Source organism: Flagellimonas spongiicola, from assembly GCF_023502425.1.
GTDB classification, from domain to species: Bacteria; Bacteroidota; Bacteroidia; order Flavobacteriales; family Flavobacteriaceae; genus Flagellimonas; species Flagellimonas spongiicola.
Genome location: NZ_JAMFMA010000001.1, coordinates 363,221 through 384,859 on the forward strand (window position 1 = coordinate 363,221; position 21,639 = coordinate 384,859).

The following is a 21,639-nucleotide window of genomic DNA, read 5'->3' on the forward strand; positions in this document are numbered from 1 at the left end:
GGTCAATTTATCGATAAGCATCATTTAACCCCTTTCCCACTTCAATCATAGGTAGGATTTTTTCCAAACGTCTTATTTTGGTTTTCTCCTGTTTGGCTTCGGAAATGTACTCACAATATTCTTTTTGTTTGTAAGGTGTCAATGCATCGTATGCGTCGCGTAACCCAGCTTTATCTTGTAATGCGTTTTCCAATAATTCTGGAATTGCGATAGAAGTACTCTTTTTCGTTACAGTAATTTTAAGACCTTGTATTTCGTTGGAGATTGCTTCCTCCATATAAGCCAATACGCCTTCGGAATCAATACTGCTATTGCCCTCAAAATTCCAGTGGCGCATTCCCTTGGTTTTACCTTCTTGGGCATTTCGAAGCACATTTTTTGGATCACTCAAAAATGAACCATTGAAAAACCATACGCCAAAGTGGTTTTTGAATCTACAGATGCCAAATACGTTTTTGCCCTTAACAGTATAGACAGGAAAATTCCATTTAAAGGTTTCATCACTAGCCGTCTGATTTGCAATCATTCGTAATTTGGAAATACCTTCTTTAAAAGGATGTTCTCTTTCGTAGTAAGCCTCAAGACTTTTTTCTCTTTCCATTGGATTTGATTTGAATAGCGGTCAATTCGCATATTTTTACAATAACCTGAACAGCTTTTTGCATGCTTTCCAACGGAATATATTCATATTTTCCATGAAAATTATGTCCACCTGCAAAAATGTTGGGACAGGGTAGGCCCATAAAACTAAGTTGGGAACCATCCGTTCCACCCCTTATCGGTTTGATAATGGGTTCAATGCCCAAGGACTCCATGGCTTCTTTTGCAATTTCAACAATGTGGAAAACAGGCTCCACTTTTTCCCGCATATTCCGGTATTGGTCCTCAATTTTCAACGCCACGCAATCACCGTACTTTTTGTTCAGTTTTTGTGTGATGTCGTCCAATAATTCCTTTCGTGCTTGAAAATGACCTGCATCGTGATCTCGAATGATAAGTTCAATTTGGGCATTTTCAATTTCACCTTTTAACTTATGGACATGAAAAAAACCATCTCGGTCAGAAGTGTGCTCAGGTACTTCCCTTGCTGGCAGCAAGCTCAAGAATTCGTTGGCGACATTAATGGCGTTTACCATTTTGTTCTTGGCATATCCAGGATGGACACTTTTTCCCGATACTATAATTTTAGCGCTGGCTGCGTTGAAATTTTCGTATTCCAATTCACCAACCTGACTTCCGTCCATGGTATATGCCCATTCCGCGCCAAACTTCTCAACATCAAATAAATGCGCACCCCGACCAATTTCTTCGTCCGGCGTAAATGCGATACGGATTGGTCCGTGTTTAATTTCTGGGTGTTGAATTAGATACTCCATGGCCGTTATGGTTTCGGCGACCCCTGCTTTATCATCAGCTCCCAGTAATGTCGTGCCATCGGTGGTAATTAGGGTTTGTCCAATGTATTGTTCCAGATCGTCAAAGTACTTGGGTGAAAGCACAATATTCTTACTTGAATTCAGCACAATATCCTTACCATCATAGTTTTCAATGATTTGTGGTTTTACATTTTTACCGCTGAAATCCGGAGAAGTATCCATATGTGAAATAAATCCAATGGTGGGAACTGTTTTTTCAATATTTCCGGGTAGTGTTGCCATGATATAGGCATTGGCATCGATGGAAACATCCTGCATACCGATTTGATGCAATTCCATCACGATTTTTTTGGCAAGATTTCGCTGTTTTTCTGTACTCGGAGTAGTTTTTGAATAGGGGTCACTTTGGGTATCAATGGCCACATATTCCAGAAATCGGTCTAATAATCGATCCATATTGTGCGTTTCATCAAAAATACTGTTTATTCAATCGTTTTTTTGATAAAATGGAGAATTGAAAACCTATCTTTTCCGCTTACTAAAACTAAACCATTGAAACGAATACTTTTGCCCATTGTTTTATTTTTTGGGCTCACCGTTTGCGCTCAGGAAGATTGTTTGCTGGGCCTCGGAGGAATGGATGATGAGGCCATTATCTCTGTTTTTCAGTTGAATGAAGAACAAGAGGAGCAAATGCGGAATTGGTCTGCTGAACTTAAGGTGCGGAATGCGGTATTTAAGGATCGTGCCAACTATTTACTTAAGCGTCATGCGCAAAGTTCCCCCGAAGATTTAATATCGGTATCATTTAAGTATAAGGATTTGCTGGATAGTATGCGGCAAAATGTTCGTATGCTCGATAAGCGCTTACTTTCTATATTCAATGACAATCAATACAATCTATATATCGAACTGTGCACGCAACTGACTTTGCGGCCTATTTATATTAATGGGTCAGTCAACGAAAATTAATCGATTTCCAAGATTGTGATACTAGAGTTTATATTTTTGTCCAAAATTTGCTGAATGTACAAATACCTTGTTCGCCCATTACTTTTTTTATTGGATGCGGAAACCGCCCATCACTTTTCTTTTAAGTCAATCAAGGTATTGTCAAAACTAGGTTTTGGTGCCTTGTTTCGTAGCTTATACTTGGTTGAGGATCCTAAACTGGAACGTGAGGTTTTTGGGTTGAAGTTCAAAAATCCTGTTGGGCTGGCCGCGGGCTTTGATAAAGATGCGGTTTTGTATAATGAACTGTCCAACTTTGGCTTTGGCTTTGTTGAAATTGGGACACTTACACCAAAAGGTCAACCTGGGAATCCCAAAAAACGACTTTTTAGACTTCTCGATGATCAAGCGATCATCAATCGTATGGGATTCAATAACAAAGGGGTGTTTGAAGCTGTTGAACAGTTAAAAAAGAAGCACAAAGTACTGATTGGTGGAAATATCGGGAAAAATAAAGTGACCGATAATGATAAGGCCATCAAAGATTATATGATTTGCTTTGAAGCCCTTTTTGAACACGTGGATTATTTTGTTGTCAATGTAAGTTCACCAAACACACCGGGTCTTCGCGAATTGCAAGACAAAGAACCTTTGACGGCTTTACTGAAGAAATTAAAAAAACAAAACGGCAAATTGGCCAAAAAACTGGAAGCCTCACCAAAACCAATATTGTTGAAGATCGCACCTGATTTAACCGATGATCAACTGTTGGATATAGTCGATATTGTTAAGAATACCGCTATTGAGGGTGTCATTGCTACAAACACAACGATTTCAAGAAAAGGCCTGAAATCCCATTTGATCCAAACGGAAGAAAAGGGAGGTTTAAGTGGTAAACCTTTGACAAAAAGAAGTACACAGGTAATCCGGTTTTTGGCTGAAAAAAGTAATAATTCGTTTCCGATTATTGGAGTAGGAGGAATCCACACTGCTGAGGATGCCCTGGAAAAACTGGATGCAGGCGCTGCCTTGGTTCAACTGTACACGGGTTTTGTTTACGAAGGTCCTGGATTGATTAAAAAAATCAATAAGGCGCTTTTGGAAAGGGCCTGATGCGATTCATCTAAATCTATCGTTTTAACGAAAAGTGGCTTTTGTATTCCTTCCGGATTCCCTCTGAATTATCGTAGGTTAAACGAAACCAATAATCGCTCGATGGTACTTGGTTGCCATTCCGGGTTCCATCCCAACTTTGCTCGCCAAAAATTTGATGCTGTATAATTCCAAAGCGATCAAAAATGGTGATTTCTGGATTTCTGATTTCTACAATTCCAACGATTTGCCAAGTGTCATTGATACCATCACCATTGGGTGTAAAGAATCGAGGATAATCCACAATTATGAATGGTTGTGAGGTGATATTGCAACCATAGGTATCCTGGACTTCAGCGGTATGTTTCCCCGGAGCCAGATTGTCAAATATTGGGTTGTCCCTAAACGAGCCACCGTCAACGGCAAAACGGTATTCACTATTGCCCTCAACTTGTATTTCTATTACATGATTATCGGCGAACAAATCGCTTAAAACCTCAACCTCAAAGCTTGTGGGCGGTTCAATGCTAAAGACATTGGTGCTAAAAGATGTAGAACAGCCATAAATCAAATGTTGGGCTTCAACAAAATAGTCACCAGGGGTGTTTGCAGTGTAAGAACTACTCGTTGCGCTGGGAATTATATTAGCTGGATCAATACTATCTCTATACCAGATAAATTGGAAATCTGTTTCAGATAGTCCAGTATCCAATACGGGTAAATCGCCATTAGGAACCCCAGTTTCGTCTACACAGAGTAAATAGGATTCCTCTAATGAAGGCGTGAAATTAAGTTGTAATAGATTAATATTGAAGGGTTCAATATCGTAGCAACTTTCACCAGAAGAAACTCGGGCAAAGATGGTTTCCTGCGCTTGTGACAAATTGTATTGGCTAGGTCTTCCGATGACGTTCTCAAAATTTTCAGCATCAGCTAAAGAAGTATAATAGTAGACCCTATATATACTTGTATCCAATGTGCCCAACATTCCGGGCGAATTAACCGTAAGATCAATAGATTCAGACCCGTCATTATCGAAGTCACAAGCGTTTAAGTCAGATGGTGGTTGGTCAATCAGTGGAGGGGATATGAACTCTAATTCTACGCGGCCTGTTGAAATACAGCTAGCTGAAAATTCAACTTCCACCTCATAAAGCCCATTTTGGGTGACATCAACCGTTTCCATATCATCAAACAAGGGTAAACGTATTCCATTCCTGTACCAGCGATAGGCCAAGGCACCTGATGATGTGGCATCCATAGTGTAGGTTTCGCCAATACAAAGTGGATTTCCTGATCGTACAGTTCTATCATCACCTAATGAAACATCAATGGAAAAACTACCTGCTTCCAAAAAAACAGCGGAGTCCAATGCAGAATCCAAGTTGTCCGCGATGACCAATTTAATATTATAGGTCTCTCCAGGATTTACTTCGGACTCGGCAACAAGACTTTGGGTTTGCCCGGTCATTGATATTGCTGAGGTATCCCCATTGATTCCCCCAAAAAAGTTACTGTTTCTTGCACTGCATTCATTAGGAACTCCTGGTCTAATGGTTGTGGCCGACACCCGATCTTCTGAATCCGGAACAATGGCCAAATTAGTCGCGTCCCCGTTGGAATCTGTAAGGATAAAGGCAAAAACATCCGAATAAACGCATTGAAAACCATCTGAATATTCCTCAGAGGCAAACAGGAAATTAAAACTTATTCTATTGGTTTGTGGTACAAAATCAAAACTGATATAAGATGCATTGAACAAACTTCCTATACTGGTAATTCGACCTAAATCAGCATCACCAGGCCATGCAGGAGTTCCGGAGGTTTTTATGTCAATGTTTGGACCAACTGCATCAGTGGCACTACCTGTGGAAATCATAATGCCTTCGCGATAGCTGAACCGTCCGCCATTGGAATTGAAATACCCAATACCGTTGATCATGTCGGCATCTCCAGTGGAAGAATCGTAGTTGGAGGTAGTTGCACAACTACTGTTGATCAAAACGTCTCGAATTAGCTCTTCTACCGTATAGTTCTGTTCAACTACAATCTGTTGAGCAGCAACAAAAGTGCTACAGAGAAGCAAACAAAGTGCAAGTGTATTTCTCAATGTTCAGTGTCCTTACTTCCCAAATGGGGGATTTAAATATAAGTGTATTTCGCAAAACCAAAGGTTTTGAACCTTAAAAGAGCAGATAATCGATGGTAAACACAGTTCTATCGGTAATTTAAATTGTCACAGTCCTGAGAGTTAAGCTGATCGAATAAATAGTGGTAATTTTATGCGCAGCCTATGTCAAAAGTCAAACTCATAGAATGTCCACGAGATGCCATGCAAGGCATTAAGACATTTATTCCTACGGAAGCCAAGGTGAAATACATCCAGTCTTTACTGGGCTGTGGATTTGATACTTTGGATTTTGGAAGTTTTGTTTCGCCCAAGGCCATTCCTCAAATGGTGGATACGGCAGAGGTTTTGGCACGTCTAGATCTATCCAAAACAAAAAGTAAATTATTGGCCATTGTAGCCAATACTCGTGGCGCCGACGATGCATGTCAACATAAAGCGATTGATTATTTGGGCTATCCGTTTTCAATTTCGGAGAACTTTCAAATGCGAAATACGCATAAGACCATTGACCAATCCGTAGATACTTTAAAGGCAATTTTAGAGCTGGCAAATCGACATGATAAGAAAGTGGTAACTTATGTTTCCATGGGGTTTGGAAACCCATATGGTGATCCCTGGAATGTGGAAATTGTAGGGGAGTGGACAGAAAAATTAGCTGCAATGGGTACCACAATCTTATCCCTATCCGATACCATTGGAAGTTCTACCCCAGAAGTCATTGATTGTTTATTTTCCAATTTAATTCCTAAATATCCAGATATCGAATTTGGGGCCCATTTGCATACCACGCCTACCAAATGGCATGAAAAAGTTGAAGCGGCATATTTAGCCGGATGTCGAAGGTTTGATGGGGCTGTACAAGGCTTTGGTGGTTGCCCCATGGCCAAGGATGAATTGACCGGAAATATGCCCACTGAGAAAATGCTTTCTTATTTCACAGAACAAAAAGCGGACTCAGGAGTAAATTGGATGGTCTTTGAGGCTGCCTACAACAAGGCAACAGAGCTTTTCTCTGCATACCACTAAACCTTTCTTAGACGGCTCCAAATAAGGATTCTTAAAATTTATTTAAAATTAGTCTAATTTAATTTGGTTGAAATTTAAGCTCATAATATATTTGCCACAACAACTTATTTACATTTAATCTAAATAAACTTTAAAAAAGATGTTAGCAAAAAGATTGCTTTTATTAGGTTTCGCAACAGCCTTGTTTGTTGCCTGTTCAGACGACGATGGTAGCGTAGATCCTATTGCTACTTGTAGTGACGGAATCATGAACGGAGATGAAGAAGGTGTTGACTGTGGTGGCAGCTGTGAACCATGTGGCACTTCCATAGAAAACCCAACTACCTACGTATTTGAAAGAAACAGTGAAAGTTCAGTAAGTTTTGGTGGTCAGACTACCCGAATCTTAATGGCAGAGGAAATCATCACTAAAATGAAGGATGAAACCACTACTGCCGTAATATTAAAAGCAATGTTTGCACATGAAGAAGGAGCCAATGACTTTGAAAATACCGAGTTGAATGCTTCTGACAAGAATGTTCGAGGTAAAACTGCGGCGTCATTTGATTTCTTTTCTGGAAATGCAACAGATCAAGCCTTGATTCGTGCTGATTTTGAGGGCTGGATAGATAGCCAAGTAGCTGAAGTATTCCCAAGATGGAATGAAGCTGCTTCGGCTGGTGTTGCAGGTCAATTGGCAGATGGTTCCTCTACCAGGTATGTCACTGGTGATGGTTTGGAAATGAACCAATTGTTCAATAAATCATTGATCGGGGGATTGATGGTAGATCAAATGTTGAACAACTATACAAGTAACAATGTTTTGGATCAGTTTGAGTCAGCAAATGACGATGAGACCTTGGTAGATGGAAAGAACTACACCGATATGGAGCACGATTGGGATGAAGCCTATGGTTACGCTTTTGGAACCGCTCAAGATTTAACAGATCCAAGACCAACTATTGGAGATGATGACAGCTTCTTGAACAAATACATAGGCCGAGTGGAAGGTGATGATGATTTTGCAGGTATAGCAGATGATATCTATCAAGCATTGAAATTAGGAAGAGCGGCTATCGTAGCCAAAGATTACACCGTAAGAAATGAGCAGGCGGATATCCTAAGGGAACTTATATCTAAGGTAATCGGTGTTCGTGCAGTATATTATTTGCAGCAAGGTAAAAATGCCTTGGACCAAATGACACCAGACTACGGTGGTGGTTTCCATGATTTGTCTGAAGGATATGGATTTATTTATAGCCTACAATTTACACGTAAACCAAACTCTGATGACCCATATTTCACCAAAGCTGAGGTTGATGCCTTCTTAGCGGATTTATTGGATGATGGAGCCAACGGACTTTGGGATGTGACCCCGGCAACTTTGGATGAAATTTCCAATGCCATTGCCGATGAATTTGATTTTACCGTGGAGCAGGCTGGCAGCTAGTTTCCTAGTAAATATATTTAGCAAGTTTTCATAATAATAAAGAGGTGGGTATTGGTTCAATCCCACCTCTTTTGTTATCTTTGGGCGCTATTTAATTAGAATAAATAAAAATAACCTCATGAAAGGGAAATGGTATTACGCATTTGTGGCGATTCTAGTGATCTGGGCCTGTTCTTCGGACAGCTCTAATCCAACACCGGGGACGGATGATGATGGTATGGGAGGGGGCACCGATGATGAGGTTCCTGTAACCTTTGATAGAGGGGCAATGCTTACGAACTGGGCGGATAATATCATCATTCCTTCATATCAAGCTTTTCAAACTGATTTGGCGGCATTGCAAACTGCTTTTGAAACATTTGAATCGGATAAAAGTGAAATAAATCTGCAAGCTTTTAGACAAGCATGGGAAGTAGCATACATTACCTGGCAAAAAGTTTCCATGTTTGAAATTGGGCCAGCTGAATCAGCAGGATACAGACTGAACATGAATACCTACCCAGCGGATACGGATTTGATAAATGACCATATCACAACTGGCACCTATGATTTGACGCTTCCATCAAACAGGGATTCAAAAGGCTTTCCGGCTTTGGATTACTTGTTGAACGGCCTTGCAGCAGATGATACGGCATTATTGGATTTATGGACCAATGGTGCTGAGACCGATAATACCATGGCATTTATTACCGCATTGCTTGCAGATATGACCGCGTTAACCAATACTGTGGTAGGCGATTGGGAAGGTTCTTACAGAAATACCTTTGTGAGTAACGACGGTTCTTCCGCTACAGCCTCCGTAGATCGCTATGTCAACGATTTTATCTTTTACTACGAAAAATTTCTTAGAGCAGGGAAGATGGGAATTCCATTAGGTGTTTTCTCGGGAACTCCTGCGCCAAATACCATTGAAGTTTTTTACAAATCAGAATTGAGTAAAACTATGTTTCTGACCGGTATGGACGCGGTACAGGATTTCTTTAATGGAAAACACTTTGCTTCTGCAACCACAGGGGAAAGTTTAGCATCCTATTTGGGTGCCTTGAACACCCTAAAGGATGGGGCTGATTTAGCAGAAGTTATTAATGATCAAATGAATGAGGCACGTGACCTTGTCAATGGCTTGGGAACATTCAGAGATGAAATTGAAAACAATACACCACCAACTAATATGCTTTTGGCATATGATGAGGTACAACGCGTAGTGCCATTGTTCAAAGTGGATATGGTTTCTGCTATGAGCATTAGTATCGACTTTGTGGACGCTGATGGGGATTAATGACATTCAATCTTAAAAAATACCTGAATACCAGTATGGAGGCCGCCCCTTTGGCGGTCTTTCGTATTTTTTTCGGGTTAATGATGTTGGGCAGTATTGTCCGGTTTTGGGCCTATGGCTGGATAGAAAAATTGTATCTAGAGCCCGAATTCCATTTTTCCTATTATGGTTTTGAATGGGTAAGGCCATTGGGAAATATTACATATCTCTTATTTCTAGTTTGTGCCTTGAGTTCTATTGGTATTGCGCTGGGTTACAAGTATAGATCATCCATTCTTTTGTTCTTTCTATCGTTTACTTACATCGAATTGATGGACAAGACAACCTACCTTAACCATTACTACTTTATAAGTGCGCTGTCGTTTTTAATGCTGTTTCTTCCAGCAAACAGCTATTTTTCAATGGATGCGAAAAGCAATAAAGCATTGCGCTTCCAAAGAATACCTAAATGGACCATAGATAGTATCAAATTAATGTTGGCCGTGGTCTATATCTATGCCGGAATTGCCAAATTGAATTCAGATTGGTTGGTGGACGCTATGCCCCTAAAAATATGGTTGCCATCAAAATTTGATATTCCAATTATAGGAGAATTGATGACCAAAGAATGGGTTCACTTTGGATTTAGTTGGGGTGGCGCCTTATATGATTTGAGCATACCTTTTTTGTTGTTATGGAGTAGGACACGCTTTTTGGGATTTTTCCTAGTGTTATTCTTTCATATTATCACTAGAATATTGTTTCCAATCGGGATGTTTCCCTACATCATGATTGTGTCGGCTTTGATATTTTTTGATCCGGCGTTGCATCAGCGCATATTAGCCATTATGTCGAAATGGCTTCGTGCGGATAAATCGGTATTTGACAATGGCAAAGCTTTGTCTTTCGCGCATCAACCCCTACATAAATTAAAATATGTTTTGGTGTCGGTCTTTTTTGCGTTCCAAGTACTGTTCCCATGGCGTTATTTGTTATATCCTGGTGAACTGTTTTGGACGGAAGAAGGTTATCGCTTTTCATGGCGGGTCATGCTTATGGAAAAGTCAGGATACGCGCAATTTAAGATTGTGGATAGCGTAAGCGGGAAATGGTTCTATGTTGACAATTCCGATTTTCTTACTCCTTTTCAAGAAAAGCAAATGTCTTTCCAGCCTGATTTTATTTTAGAATACGCACATTACTTAAAATCCCATTTTGAAAATGATGGGCATAAAAACATTGCAATCTATGTTGACTGCCAAGTGGCTTTGAATGGCAGGTTGAGTCAACCTTATATAGACCCAACAGTGGATTTAACAAAGGAAAAAGAATCGTTTAAACACAAAACCTGGATATTACCATTTAAGGATGAAATCAAAGGGATTTAAAAGCACAATTTTACTGCTACTATTATTTTCAAGTGCTGGTTGGGGACAGTCCAAACTTACTGGGAAGGTTGTAGGTGGTGATGGAATTGGTTTGCCAGATGCAGAAGTCTATATTACTGAATTACAGAAACTGGAGTATACCTCAGAAGATGGTAGCTACCAATTTGAACAATTGGAACTGCGACCTTATAACCTTGTGGTTTTTGCCTTTGGGTATCAGGTATTGGAAAAAACCGTGACTCTGAATGGTAATACCGTTCAAGATTTTAAACTGAATCCGTTAGGGGAACAACTGTCCGAGGTAATCTTGACCCAAGAAAGGGAAAAGGTATTCGCCTTGCAGCAATTAAAAAAAGTGGAAGGAACCGCCATATATGCCGGAAAAAAGAGTGAGGTGGTTCTCATTGAAAACTTGACAGGGAATTTAGCGGCGAATAATTCACGTCAAATATACGGTCAGGTAGTTGGGCTTAACATTTATGAAAATGGAGATGCGGGTCTTCAATTGAATATTGGAGGACGAGGATTGGACCCTAACAGAACCGCAAATTTCAATGTTAGGCAAAATGGCTATGATATAAGTGCCGATGCTTTAGGGTATCCCGAAAGTTATTATACACCTCCTGCCGAAGCACTCCGTCAGATTCAAGTGGTGCGTGGTGCTGCTTCTTTGCAATATGGACCACAATTTGGTGGATTGGTCAACTTTAAGTTCAAAAAACCCAATCCAACAAAGAAATTGGAATTGGTATCCAGACAGACATTGGGTTCATTTGACTTATTTACGAGTTTCAACAGTTTAAGTGGTACAGTTGGCGATTTTAGTTACTATACCTACTTCAATTACAAACAAGGTAACGGTTTTCGTCCCAATACAAATTTCAACAGTAGAAATTTCTTTGGTCACTTTGGATATGACCTTTCCAGTAAGACCAAGTTAACACTGGAAACCACATTTTTCAATTACCTGACCAAACAACCCGGAGGTCTGACCGATGCTCAATTTCTTGAGGACCCAACCTTTAGCAATAGAGATCGTAACTGGTTCAATGTGGACTGGAAGTTGTTTTCATTACGTTTGGATCATGCGTTTTCAAACCATACGGATTTTAGTTTGAATTTGTTCACTCTTGATGCCACCAGAAATGCTTTGGGTTTTAGGACGAATCGCGTTTCCCAACCAGACGACCCAAATGAACCCCGTGAATTGTTACAGGATAATTTCAAGAACTGGGGCGCCGAAGGGCGCGTTTTAACCCGTTATCAAATCAAGGATAAAGATGCGGTATTATTGTTGGGTGCCAAATATTACCAATCGGATAATGACCAAAGACAGGGACCGGGAAGTATTTCAAGTAATCCGGAGTTTGAGTTTCAGGAAACTGATTTTCCTAATTATGAGCGTCAGTCCCAATTTGATTTCCCTAACCTCAATGTTGCTGTTTTCGGTGAGAACATCTTCAATGTTTCCGATAAATTCTCGATTACCCCTGGTTTTCGTTTTGAATACATAAAAACCGAAAGCGAAGGAAGTTATAGAAACATTGTCTTGGATTTGGCTGGGAATCCACTGCTAAATGAAGAGATTCCTGATAACAGGACTTTTGAACGAGGATTTTTGCTCTATGGGATAGGAGCTTCTTACAAAGCCTCAAGAAGCGCTGAATTTTATGCCAATTTTTCCAGAAACTACCGATCTGTCACCTTTAATGATATTCGTGTGATCAATCCTTCATTTCAGGTTGATGAGAACATTTCGGATGAAGACGGTTTCAACACGGACATAGGAGCCCGTGGTCGATTTGGGGATATATTGAGTTATGATTTTAGTGCATTCGGTTTGTTGTATGACGATAGGCTGGGTGAAGTGCTTCGAAGTGAAACCAGACTTAATGCCCAAGGAGAACTTGTGGAAACGGGTAGGATCGTCCGTTTTAGAGGTAATATTGGTAGGGCATTTATGTATGGCTTGGAGAGTTTCTCTGATTTGAATCTTAAGGAGTTCCTATTGCCTGGGAATGAAAAGGTCCGCCTGAACTATTTTCTCAATTTAGCGTTGACCAATTCAGAATACCTATCATCAGAAGAAAACAATGTTGAGGGTAACCAAGTGGAATTTATCCCTAAGGTAAACCTCAAGACCGGATTAGGATTTGGATATGGGAATTTATTGGGGAATATCCAATATACCTATCTATCCAAACAATTTACGGATGCGACTAATGCTCCACAAGATATCAATGACAACCAACGAGGAATAGAAGGTGCCATACCATCTTACGATATTTTGGATTTTTCAATGTCTTATACTTTTAAAAAGTTTAAATTGGAAGCTGGAATCAACAATGTTCTGGATAATAGTTACTTCACAAGAAGGGCAACAGGTTATCCGGGTCCAGGGATTATTCCCGCGGAACCACGAACATTTTATACTACATTGGAAATAAAACTCTAAAACAGCGTCCATGAAAATTGTAAAGAAAATTCTACTAGCGTTATTGGTGATTTTGGTTGTGTTGCAGTTCATAAGGCCAGATAAAAACCTATCAGATCAAGATGTTACTGATGTGTTTGAGACCGAAACACAGCCCAATAAAGAGGTAGTCGCAATTCTTGAAAATAAATGTTATGACTGCCATAGTAACAATACCGAATATCCATGGTATGCTGAGGTGGCACCTATATCATATTGGCTGGATGGCCATATTGAGGAAGGCAAAGAACATTTCAATGTTTCGGAATGGGCCACCTACGATTTGGAGAAGAAAGAACATAAAATGGAAGAGCTGGTGGAAGAAGTAGAGGAAGATAAAATGCCGGAATCATCTTATACATGGATTCATGGCAATCTCACTCCAGATGAAAAAGAGAAATTGATGGAATGGGGTAAGCAAGTGCGCATGGCTTACAAGGATAAAATGGGCGGTTAGTAATGGATTACAATGGCCGGTTAGCCACTTTTCCCAGAGAAATACGCTTGTTCATAGTTGCATTTGTAGTTGTATTATCCGTGGGCTTTGCAACCGGGTTACTCTTTATTAAACATACAGATGCCACAACTTCAGCTGGTATTGAGGAAAATTACCTGGGCAATGAAGAGGATGAGATGGCTGAGGTAATGAAATTCAAAAAAGGAGATCGTGAAATGCTTACTATTGTGCATACCCATATCCTTAGCATGTCCTTTATATTTTTTCTGTTAGGCGGATTGGTCTGGATTACACGCTTTCCGAAAAAATGGAAGTTGTTTTTGACTATTGAACCCTTTTTCTCCTCGGTGTTTACCTTCGGGGGGATTTATTTGATGTGGTTGGGTTTACTTTGGATGAAGTATGTTGTTATAGCTTCTGGAATTTTGATGACTTTGACATTTACTATATCCGCTCTTTTGGTCATCAATCAATCACTGTTCCCAAAGCGGAGTTAAAAGAACAGTCAAAACTTGAAGGTTCAGCTAAAGATCAATTTTCTATCATCCTGTAATTGATATCCTTGAAGGTTATCAATCGTACATTTTGTTTGTTGATTTTCAGTAAACGCTGTAACTCGGATATTTCCTCTTGATTGACTAAAATCACAAAACACTTGTTACCTACAGAAATGGGTATTTTTCTATGTGTCGGCGCATAAGACATCGCATTCTCCCAATAGTCCAGATTCAGCTCAAACAAATGCCTTTTAAAAGCTTCTAATTCCCATTCGTAAAATTCAAAGCAAAGATTGTTGAATACCAATTGAAACAGTTTATTGTGGTTGCAGAAAGTTAGGATTCCATTCTTACTTTGGTTAAGTACTTTGATTGATGGGCACATAGCTGAATGATTTAATGGTATAAAAATACATTATTTATAATAATTCTAAATAAGTATTTTGGTAAAAATGTTAATCAAATTCCAGAGGTAATTAGGTTGAAATTAATTGTGGTATATTTGCACGCAATTAATCCGTAATTGCAATGGAAGCCCACCTAAATAAAATTGTTGGAGAAGGTTTAACCTATGATGATGTTCTCCTTGTGCCAGGTTATTCTGAAGTCCTACCTAGAGAAGTAAACATTCAGACCAAATTCACCCGAAATATTTCTATAAATGTGCCGATTGTATCTGCTGCTATGGATACGGTCACAGAATCGCGTATGGCGATTGCAATGGCGCAGGAAGGCGGAATAGGAGTGTTGCATAAGAACATGACCATTGAGCAACAGGCCATAAAAGTACGCAAGGTAAAACGTGCGGAAAGCGGCATGATCATGGATCCTGTGACCTTACCATTGAATTCTACGGTGCAAGATGCCAAAGCCAATATGAAGGAGCATAGCATTGGTGGTATTCCAATTGTGGATGAGCAGAAAAAGTTGTTGGGAATAGTGACCAACCGTGATTTGCGCTTCGAAAAAAATAACGACCGTCCAATTTCAGAGGTAATGACCTCAGAGAATTTGGTTACAGTGGCTGAGGGGACTTCTTTAGAAGAAGCCGAAGTCATTCTCCAAGAAAACAAAATCGAAAAACTTCCAGTCGTCAACGATTCTAATGGCTTAGTTGGATTGATAACGTTTAGGGATATAACCAAACTTACACTTAAGCCTATTTCCAATAAGGATGAATACGGTCGTTTGCGCGTAGCAGCGGCCATAGGAGTTACTCCAGACGCCGTGGATAGGGCTGGAGCATTGGTGGAAGCTGGAGTAGATGCCATTGTTATAGATACAGCGCATGGTCACACCAAAGGTGTGGTCGGAATCTTGAAGGAGGTAAAGAAGGCTTATCCAAAATTGGATGTGATTGTTGGAAACATTGCGACCGGTGAAGCGGCTAAATATCTTGTTGAGGCAGGTGCAGATGCTGTAAAGGTTGGAATCGGACCAGGGTCTATTTGTACCACAAGGGTCGTTGCTGGTGTTGGATTCCCACAATTTTCAGCAGTTTTGGAAGTAGCAGCTGCCATAAAGGGTAGTGGGGTTCCTGTAATTGCAGATGGTGGTATACGTTATACTGGAGATATTCCAAAAGCAATCGCAGCGGGCGCTGATACGGTGATGCTAGGTTCACTATTGGCAGGTACCAAAGAATCCCCAGGCGAAACCATTATCTATGAGGGGCGTAAATTCAAATCGTATCGTGGAATGGGATCCGTAGAAGCCATGAAGGAAGGAAGCAAGGACCGATATTTTCAAGATGTTGAAGACGATATCAAAAAACTGGTTCCGGAAGGAATTGTAGGCCGTGTTCCTTATAAAGGAGATCTATATGAAAGTATGCATCAATTTATTGGTGGTTTACGAGCCGGAATGGGTTATTGCGGAGCAAAGGATATTGATACTTTGAAGGATACTGGACGATTTGTAAAGATTACCTTCAGTGGCATCAATGAGAGTCACCCTCATGATGTAACAATCACAAAGGAAAGTCCGAATTACAGTCGGTAGAATTTAAATCTCGATTATTTGCTGCTGGTATAAGCTTGCCAGTCTTTATCCTTGTAGTGGTCATCACCAAAATAGCGCGCTATTTCAAGAAATGGCTTTGCTTTTTGATATCCTGGAACAGGAGAGAGCATATTTAGATTTTCATCCAAGAACACAACAGTAGGATAGCTTAGTTTTCCTTGTAGGAGGGCAGCTGCTAATTCGTGATACCCTCTTCTTCCAGAAGGAACATATTTAAAGGTGTTGCCTTTATATTCAATAGGGTCCTTCCCTTCGGCATCCATTTTTACCATATAAAAGTTTTGCTGCATATAAGCAGCCACTTCTGGATTTTGAAAAGTGTCCTTGTCCATCTTTTTGCACCATCCGCACCAGTCTGTGTAGATATCGATGAATAATTTCTTGGGTTGCGCATCTGTTTGTGATAGTTGAACAGCTTCTTCCCAGCTCATCCATTCAACAGTCTGGGCTTGGGATTGTAATCCAACAAACAGCAATACAAGTAGGGGTAATCTTGTTAAGTAGGTAATATCTGCACGCATCGTTCCTTAATTTTATTGGGATTGGTCTTCCATCCCTAACAAAACTAACGAAAATTATGCCAAATTAGTGTTAACCTAGTAGTTCCAAGAGCAATATCAATAAGCCCATCAATAGACATAGGGGGGAGTAGTAACGGGTATCAAGCAACGAAAATTTGCTGTTTTTGGCCGTCTTAAAAAAGCCAACATATTTGAAATCCCCGAGTGCCCTTACCATAAAAAGAATGCCAATTCCTATAGCAGCATAATCGAGCCAAATTCCTTGAGTGTATTGAATAACCTTGTTGATGAACACAAAAGCAAAACCGAGAAGAAATACACCAACTATGACCGCTCCAAATTTTCCGGGTGATTTTATGGTTCTCGTATCGACGTTGGTGGGTAAAACCGCTTCAGGATCTTTAATGCCGAATATTGACCAATAGAAATGTAATACCGCCAAGAATATGAGAACAACGGATAACATTATGGCCAATACATCCATATTATTTGACTACTGCTGGTTTAGGTTTAATGAAGAGGTCTTTTACGTCTACTTGATTCCTAAGAATGTCGTCAAAGGTTTCACGTTCCCTGATTAGATGTGCCTGTCCTTTGTACCATAGGATTTCTGCAGGTCTAAACCGGGAATTGTAGTTGCTGGACATGGTAAAACAATATGCTCCAGCACTTTTGAAGCATAAAATATCCCCTTCTGAAATTTCATTGATTCTTCGGTTGCTGCCGAAAGTATCTGTTTCACAAATATAACCAACCACCGAATAATAACGCTCCCTTCCTTTCGGATTTGAAATATTTAATATTTCATGCGAAGCACCATACAACATGGGGCGTATTAAATGGTTGAATCCGGAGTCTACACTAGCAAAAACAGTGGATGTTGTCTGCTTTACCACATTGACTTTGGCTAAAAAATGACCAGCCTGGCTAACAAGGAACTTGCCAGGTTCAAATGCCAAGGTGAGTTCTTTGCCATATTCCTCACAGAATTGATTGAATCGAGTAGTTAGTTTTTTGCCCAATTCTTCAATATTGGTCTCAATATCCCCGGTTTTGTAAGGTACTTTGAATCCACTTCCAAAATCTATGAATTCTAAGTTCTTGAAGTTTTTGGCCGTATCAAATAGTATTTCGGAAGCGTACAAGAACACATCAATATCTAAAATATCGCTTCCCGTATGCATATGTATGCCGTTGATGTTCATTTTTGTCAGATCAACAATCCTTAGCAGATGCGGGATTTGATGTATGCTAATCCCAAATTTAGAATCGATGTGACCTACGGATATCTTGGAATTGCCACCTGCCATAACATGCGGGTTAATCCGAATACAGACGGGTACATCAGGGTGCTTACTTCCAAATTGTTCCAATATGGAAAGGTTGTCAATATTGATTTGAACACCAAGTGCGGAAGCTTCCTCAATTTCCTCTAAGGATACTCCGTTTGGGGTGAAAATTATGGATTCTGGCTTAAAACCAGCCATCAATCCCAATTTTACCTCTTGTATGGAAACAGTATCCAATCCACTGCCCAATTGGTTCATCAATCGAAGAATGGAAATATTGGAAAGGGCTTTTGCTGCATAATTCAGGCGTAAACTGCCAACACCTTTAAAGGCATTCGTTAACCTTGTGTATTGAGAAGCGATTGTTTCAGCATCGTAAACATAAATCGGTGCTCCAAACTGCTTTGCTATTTTAAGTAGATTCTGGGTATTCATTTTTAATCAGTCTTTGAAACAAATCTAATTCTTGCCCTATAGCTATACAAGAATATCGTTTCAATTAAAAATTATATAACAATATGTTGTAAAAATAACAATCATTGAAAAATACTACTTGTGGCTTTTCCAATCACATTGTACATTTAATACAAATTCGCAGCATGAAATTACCCCTTTTTCCATTGCAGTCGGTATTTTTTCCGGGTGAAACAGTACCTCTGCACATTTTTGAAGAGCGTTACAAGCAATTGATCAATGATTGCAGACAAGAAGCTGTGACTTTTGGTATTCCTGTTTTCATCAATAACTCCATTGCCTTTGGAACAGAAGTACAGCTAGTTGAAGTGGTGACGACCTATGATAGTGGGGAAATGGATGTGGTTTGTGTAGCACGACAAGTATTCCAGGTATTAAGTTTTGAACAACAATTGGATGGGAAACTGTATGCTGGGGGTGAGGTCGAATTTTTAGATGTACAGTATGATGCAAATGACAATTTGCGCCAAGAAGTATTGGAGAAATTGGAACGGTTATATGATTTAATGGAAGTTCCATTTAATAAAATCCCACGAAAACAGTTCAATAGTTTTTCCCTAGCTCATAAAATGGGGCTTTCTTTTGAACAGGAATACGAGTTACTTCAAATTTCCAAGGAAACCGATCGGTTGAACTTTATCAAAAATCATTTGAGTACGACTATCACGGTCTTGGAAGAAATAAATCGCACTAAGACGCTTATTGAAATGAACGGGCATTTCAAAAATTTTGACCCTTTGGATTTTAAAAACTTCAAGGGTTAAAAGTCAGCCCTACTTGCTTCGGGCAAGTTTCGGAACGCCAATACATAAAATCATTCGAACGGAAATCCTTGAATTCGCATCAAACCGAATCAATTAAGGGCGAATAATTCTTTTTCACCTTCAATTTGTCGTCACGGTTGTTTATTTTTGTCCGCAAATTAAAGTCAATTCAAAGATGAATCTTCACGAATATCAAGGGAAAGAAATTTTAGCCAGTTTCGGAGTTAGGATCCAAAAGGGAATCGTAGCCCGTAACGCCAAGGAGGCTGTTGATGCAGCAAAACAACTCACCCAAGAAACGGGTACTGGTTGGCATGTTATCAAGGCTCAAGTACATGCAGGAGGACGAGGAAAAGGAGGCGGTGTTAAACTGGCCAAGAACTTGAAAGAAGTAGAAGAGTTGGCAGGAAGTATCATTGGGATGAATCTGATAACACCGCAGACTTCCGCAGAGGGTAAAAAAGTACACCAAGTCTTAATCGCAGAAGATGTCTACTATCCAGGGGATAGCGAAACCAATGAGTTTTACATGTCTGTACTTCTAAATAGAGGTACGGGACGCAATATGATCATGTACTCCACTGAAGGAGGAATGGATATTGAAGAAGTAGCAGAGAAAACCCCACATTTGATATTTACTGAGGAAATAGACCCTGCAGTGGGTCTTATGCCTTTTCAAGCGCGTAAAATTGCGTTTAATCTAGGTTTGTCTGGTGCGGCTTTCAAGGATATGACCAAGTTTGTGTCGGCTTTATACAAGGCTTATCAGGAAAGCGATGCAAGTCTTTTTGAAATCAATCCGGTTTTGAAGACTTCGGATGATAAGATTATGGCTGTTGATGCAAAAGTTTCCATTGATGATAACGCTTTGTACCGCAGAAAAACTTACGCTGAAATGCGTGACCTTCGTGAAGAAAACCCAATAGAGGTTGAAGCTCGAGAAGTAGGTCTGAACTATGTTGATTTGGATGGAAATGTCGGCTGTATGGTAAATGGTGCCGGTTTGGCCATGGCTACAATGGATTTGATCAAGATGGCAGGAGGAGAACCTGCTAACTTTTTGGATGTAGGAGGTACCGCAGATGCCAAGAGGGTTGAGGAAGCCTTTAGAATCATTTTGAAAGATCCTAATGTTAAAGCGATCTTGATAAATATCTTTGGAGGTATCGTGCGTTGTGACCGCGTTGCCCAAGGAGTAGTGGACGCCTATAAGAATATGGGCGATGCCATAAAAGTTCCAATTATCGTAAGGTTACAAGGGACCAATGCAGAATTGGCTAAAGAGATTATTGATAACTCTGGATTGGCCGTGCATTCAGCAGTGCAATTCCAAGAAGCTGCAGATAAAGTAAAAGAAGTCTTAGGATAATATACCTAAGATTTAAAATACAATAGGCATCGATTTTTCGATGCCTTTTTTCGTTTATGATGATTAGGTTGCAACGTTAAAATCGCTTTTAATAGCGTTAAATCCAACTCCTTAGGCACTAAAAGGTCCATCAGTTGAGTTCTATATAAGTAAACCGACCTTTTTTAAGAAGCATGGGAACGTACCAAGAAAAGCTTAGTATTCTTACCGAAATGATTGCCTTTGCCAGGGTGGATCATGCGTTAAAAGATTCCGAGTACCAGTTTTTGCTGGGTGTAGCTACCAATCTTGGTGTGGACAAGGATACTTTTGATGGATTGCTAAATGAGAAGTCTTCCAAGGTCATACTCAAATCCCAGGGTGAGCGAATCGTTCAATTTCATAGGTTGCTTTTATTGATGAATATTGACCAAGAGCAACATAAAAAAGAGATTAGGACATTACACAATATTGGTCTAGCTATGGGATTGCCGCCATCTGCCATCAGTCAGGTATTAGAGGTGATGCATAAATATCCGGATAAGGTTGTTCCTGTTGATGTCTTGATTAATATCTTCAAAGCGCATTATAATTAGCGACATATTGACAGTATTTTTTGTTAATAAAATGCCAAAATGACACTATTTCAGCTATGGTACGGCATTTGACTATACCATCGTGATTTGCAGTATTAAATTAAAATTGAATCACCATGAGTATAGTAAAAAGAAATAATCTGTTTTTCCCAACCTTAATGAACGACTTATTAAGACCGGATTGGTTTGGCGGAACTGAAAATTGGAATAACAACCTACCTGCCGTTAATATTAAAGATAACACAGAAGGATTTGAACTGGAACTGGCTGTGCCAGGAGGTAAGAAGGAGGATTTTAAAATTGAGGTTGACAACGATATTCTTACCATTTCGAATGAGGCTAAGACAGAAAGCAAAGAACAAAACGATAAATACACCCGTAAGGAATTCACCTATTCCGCATTTCAAAGAGCATTTACTTTGCCAGAAACCGTTGATGGTTCCAAGATAGATGCGAAATATGAAGATGGAATTTTAAGGATAAGCTTACCTAAAAAGGAAGAGGCTTTACCTGCTCCAAAGCGGATGATTTCCATTGGGTAAAGGAC

21 protein-coding genes are annotated in these 21,639 nt (G+C 39.8%); 14 read left to right on the top strand and 7 right to left on the bottom strand.

The features are described from left to right. Window positions 1-7: 7 nt before the first annotated feature. Together M3P19_RS01785 and pepT are read right to left on the bottom strand one after the other, a co-directional pair. Entirely contained in the window at window positions 8-601 is a 594-nt protein-coding gene (locus tag M3P19_RS01785; RefSeq protein WP_249655901.1) for a YdeI/OmpD-associated family protein, read from the bottom strand. Continuing rightward, the gene (gene pepT, locus M3P19_RS01790) at window positions 579-1,832 is read right to left on the bottom strand and encodes a peptidase T (RefSeq protein ID WP_249655902.1); all 1,254 of its coding nucleotides are present in this window, start codon (window positions 1,830-1,832) and stop codon (window positions 579-581) included. Before pepT ends, M3P19_RS01785 begins: the two co-directional genes overlap by 23 nt. Window positions 1,833-1,928: 96 nt before the next feature. Here pepT and M3P19_RS01795 point away from each other — a divergent pair, with 96 nt between their 5' ends. Next, window positions 1,929-2,348, top strand: coding sequence for a hypothetical protein (locus M3P19_RS01795; RefSeq protein ID WP_249655903.1), 420 nt, complete (start codon window positions 1,929-1,931; stop codon window positions 2,346-2,348). A 54-nt stretch (window positions 2,349-2,402) separates the two neighbouring features. Continuing rightward, window positions 2,403-3,440, top strand: coding sequence for a quinone-dependent dihydroorotate dehydrogenase (locus M3P19_RS01800; protein WP_249655904.1), 1,038 nt, complete (start codon window positions 2,403-2,405; stop codon window positions 3,438-3,440). Between the two features lie 16 nt (window positions 3,441-3,456). On the opposite strand, the gene M3P19_RS01805 is transcribed toward M3P19_RS01800, so the two are convergent. Continuing rightward, window positions 3,457-5,529: a T9SS type B sorting domain-containing protein gene (locus tag M3P19_RS01805; RefSeq protein ID WP_249655905.1), complete on the bottom strand. Its 2,073-nt coding sequence runs from the start codon at window positions 5,527-5,529 to the stop codon at window positions 3,457-3,459. A 183-nt stretch (window positions 5,530-5,712) separates the two neighbouring features. On the opposite strand from M3P19_RS01805, the gene M3P19_RS01810 reads away from it, so the two are divergent. The 7 genes from M3P19_RS01810 (at window position 5,713) to M3P19_RS01840 (ending at window position 14,078) form a co-directional block, all read left to right on the top strand. Next, complete coding sequence (locus tag M3P19_RS01810; RefSeq protein ID WP_249655906.1) at window positions 5,713-6,576, top strand: hydroxymethylglutaryl-CoA lyase; 864 nt, start codon at window positions 5,713-5,715, stop codon at window positions 6,574-6,576. A 139-nt stretch (window positions 6,577-6,715) separates the two neighbouring features. Then, window positions 6,716-8,005, top strand: a complete 1,290-nt coding sequence (locus M3P19_RS01815) for a DUF4856 domain-containing protein (protein ID WP_249655907.1) — start codon at window positions 6,716-6,718, stop codon at window positions 8,003-8,005. A gap of 118 nt (window positions 8,006-8,123) precedes the next feature. After that, on the top strand, window positions 8,124-9,284 hold the full coding sequence (locus M3P19_RS01820) for an imelysin family protein (protein WP_249655908.1): 1,161 nt from the start codon (window positions 8,124-8,126) through the stop codon (window positions 9,282-9,284). Continuing rightward, on the top strand, window positions 9,284-10,651 hold the full coding sequence (locus M3P19_RS01825) for an HTTM domain-containing protein (RefSeq protein ID WP_249655909.1): 1,368 nt from the start codon (window positions 9,284-9,286) through the stop codon (window positions 10,649-10,651). Before M3P19_RS01820 ends, M3P19_RS01825 begins: the two co-directional genes overlap by 1 nt. Then, complete coding sequence (locus tag M3P19_RS01830; protein WP_249655910.1) at window positions 10,632-13,106, top strand: TonB-dependent receptor domain-containing protein; 2,475 nt, start codon at window positions 10,632-10,634, stop codon at window positions 13,104-13,106. Before M3P19_RS01825 ends, M3P19_RS01830 begins: the two co-directional genes overlap by 20 nt. A 10-nt stretch (window positions 13,107-13,116) precedes the next feature. Then, on the top strand, window positions 13,117-13,581 hold the full coding sequence (locus M3P19_RS01835) for a heme-binding domain-containing protein (RefSeq protein WP_249655911.1): 465 nt from the start codon (window positions 13,117-13,119) through the stop codon (window positions 13,579-13,581). 2 nt (window positions 13,582-13,583) lie between these two features. After that, window positions 13,584-14,078 carry a hypothetical protein gene (locus M3P19_RS01840; RefSeq protein WP_249655912.1) on the top strand — a complete coding sequence of 165 codons (495 nt, stop codon included), beginning with the start codon at window positions 13,584-13,586 and terminating at the stop codon, window positions 14,076-14,078. A 34-nt stretch (window positions 14,079-14,112) separates the two neighbouring features. On the opposite strand, the gene M3P19_RS01845 is transcribed toward M3P19_RS01840, so the two are convergent. Then, window positions 14,113-14,463, bottom strand: coding sequence for a DUF6686 family protein (locus tag M3P19_RS01845; protein ID WP_249655913.1), 351 nt, complete (start codon window positions 14,461-14,463; stop codon window positions 14,113-14,115). Between the two features lie 143 nt (window positions 14,464-14,606). On the opposite strand from M3P19_RS01845, the gene guaB reads away from it, so the two are divergent. Further along, window positions 14,607-16,079, top strand: coding sequence for an IMP dehydrogenase (gene guaB / locus M3P19_RS01850; protein WP_249655914.1), 1,473 nt, complete (start codon window positions 14,607-14,609; stop codon window positions 16,077-16,079). 14 nt (window positions 16,080-16,093) lie between these two features. On the opposite strand, the gene M3P19_RS01855 is transcribed toward guaB, so the two are convergent. From M3P19_RS01855 to lysA, 3 genes are all read right to left on the bottom strand, one after another. Beyond that, complete coding sequence (locus M3P19_RS01855; protein WP_249655915.1) at window positions 16,094-16,621, bottom strand: thioredoxin family protein; 528 nt, start codon at window positions 16,619-16,621, stop codon at window positions 16,094-16,096. Window positions 16,622-16,691: 70 nt separating this feature from the next. Then, the gene (locus M3P19_RS01860; RefSeq protein WP_249655916.1) at window positions 16,692-17,105 is read right to left on the bottom strand and encodes a DUF3995 domain-containing protein; all 414 of its coding nucleotides are present in this window, start codon (window positions 17,103-17,105) and stop codon (window positions 16,692-16,694) included. A gap of 1 nt (window position 17,106) precedes the next feature. Continuing rightward, window positions 17,107-18,345 (bottom strand): diaminopimelate decarboxylase, encoded by a 1,239-nt coding sequence (gene lysA, locus M3P19_RS01865; protein WP_249655917.1) that lies wholly within the window; start codon window positions 18,343-18,345, stop codon window positions 17,107-17,109. Window positions 18,346-18,509: 164 nt separating this feature from the next. Between lysA and M3P19_RS01870 the strand changes: the two genes are divergently transcribed. From M3P19_RS01870 to M3P19_RS01885, 4 genes are all read left to right on the top strand, one after another. Further along, the gene (locus M3P19_RS01870) at window positions 18,510-19,148 is read left to right on the top strand and encodes an LON peptidase substrate-binding domain-containing protein (protein WP_249655918.1); all 639 of its coding nucleotides are present in this window, start codon (window positions 18,510-18,512) and stop codon (window positions 19,146-19,148) included. 175 nt (window positions 19,149-19,323) lie between these two features. Continuing rightward, entirely contained in the window at window positions 19,324-20,517 is a 1,194-nt protein-coding gene (gene sucC / locus M3P19_RS01875) for an ADP-forming succinate--CoA ligase subunit beta (protein ID WP_249655919.1), read from the top strand. Between the two features lie 173 nt (window positions 20,518-20,690). Further along, the gene (locus M3P19_RS01880; RefSeq protein ID WP_249655920.1) at window positions 20,691-21,092 is read left to right on the top strand and encodes a TerB family tellurite resistance protein; all 402 of its coding nucleotides are present in this window, start codon (window positions 20,691-20,693) and stop codon (window positions 21,090-21,092) included. A 116-nt stretch (window positions 21,093-21,208) separates the two neighbouring features. Beyond that, the gene (locus M3P19_RS01885; RefSeq protein ID WP_249655921.1) at window positions 21,209-21,634 is read left to right on the top strand and encodes an Hsp20/alpha crystallin family protein; all 426 of its coding nucleotides are present in this window, start codon (window positions 21,209-21,211) and stop codon (window positions 21,632-21,634) included. The last annotated feature ends 5 nt before the right edge of the window (window positions 21,635-21,639 follow it).

What these genes read in the sequence shown, in the direction of transcription:
- M3P19_RS01860 (WP_249655916.1), bottom strand. Translation starts at nt 17,105, where the DNA reads ATGGATGTATTGGCCATAATGTTATCCGTTGTTCTCATATTCTTGGCG.
- M3P19_RS01810 (WP_249655906.1), top strand. Translation starts at nt 5,713, where the DNA reads ATGTCAAAAGTCAAACTCATAGAATGTCCACGAGATGCCATGCAAGGC.
- M3P19_RS01845 (WP_249655913.1), bottom strand. Translation starts at nt 14,463, where the DNA reads ATGTGCCCATCAATCAAAGTACTTAACCAAAGTAAGAATGGAATCCTA.
- M3P19_RS01870 (WP_249655918.1), top strand. Translation starts at nt 18,510, where the DNA reads ATGAAATTACCCCTTTTTCCATTGCAGTCGGTATTTTTTCCGGGTGAA.
- M3P19_RS01855 (WP_249655915.1), bottom strand. Translation starts at nt 16,621, where the DNA reads ATGCGTGCAGATATTACCTACTTAACAAGATTACCCCTACTTGTATTG.
- M3P19_RS01785 (WP_249655901.1), bottom strand. Translation starts at nt 601, where the DNA reads ATGGAAAGAGAAAAAAGTCTTGAGGCTTACTACGAAAGAGAACATCCT.
- M3P19_RS01880 (WP_249655920.1), top strand. Translation starts at nt 20,691, where the DNA reads ATGGGAACGTACCAAGAAAAGCTTAGTATTCTTACCGAAATGATTGCC.
- M3P19_RS01815 (WP_249655907.1), top strand. Translation starts at nt 6,716, where the DNA reads ATGTTAGCAAAAAGATTGCTTTTATTAGGTTTCGCAACAGCCTTGTTT.
- sucC (WP_249655919.1), top strand. Translation starts at nt 19,324, where the DNA reads ATGAATCTTCACGAATATCAAGGGAAAGAAATTTTAGCCAGTTTCGGA.
- M3P19_RS01800 (WP_249655904.1), top strand. Translation starts at nt 2,403, where the DNA reads ATGTACAAATACCTTGTTCGCCCATTACTTTTTTTATTGGATGCGGAA.
- M3P19_RS01830 (WP_249655910.1), top strand. Translation starts at nt 10,632, where the DNA reads ATGAAATCAAAGGGATTTAAAAGCACAATTTTACTGCTACTATTATTT.
- M3P19_RS01840 (WP_249655912.1), top strand. Translation starts at nt 13,584, where the DNA reads ATGGATTACAATGGCCGGTTAGCCACTTTTCCCAGAGAAATACGCTTG.
- M3P19_RS01885 (WP_249655921.1), top strand. Translation starts at nt 21,209, where the DNA reads ATGAGTATAGTAAAAAGAAATAATCTGTTTTTCCCAACCTTAATGAAC.
- M3P19_RS01825 (WP_249655909.1), top strand. Translation starts at nt 9,284, where the DNA reads ATGACATTCAATCTTAAAAAATACCTGAATACCAGTATGGAGGCCGCC.
- M3P19_RS01835 (WP_249655911.1), top strand. Translation starts at nt 13,117, where the DNA reads ATGAAAATTGTAAAGAAAATTCTACTAGCGTTATTGGTGATTTTGGTT.
- guaB (WP_249655914.1), top strand. Translation starts at nt 14,607, where the DNA reads ATGGAAGCCCACCTAAATAAAATTGTTGGAGAAGGTTTAACCTATGAT.
- lysA (WP_249655917.1), bottom strand. Translation starts at nt 18,345, where the DNA reads ATGAATACCCAGAATCTACTTAAAATAGCAAAGCAGTTTGGAGCACCG.
- pepT (WP_249655902.1), bottom strand. Translation starts at nt 1,832, where the DNA reads ATGGATCGATTATTAGACCGATTTCTGGAATATGTGGCCATTGATACC.
- M3P19_RS01820 (WP_249655908.1), top strand. Translation starts at nt 8,124, where the DNA reads ATGAAAGGGAAATGGTATTACGCATTTGTGGCGATTCTAGTGATCTGG.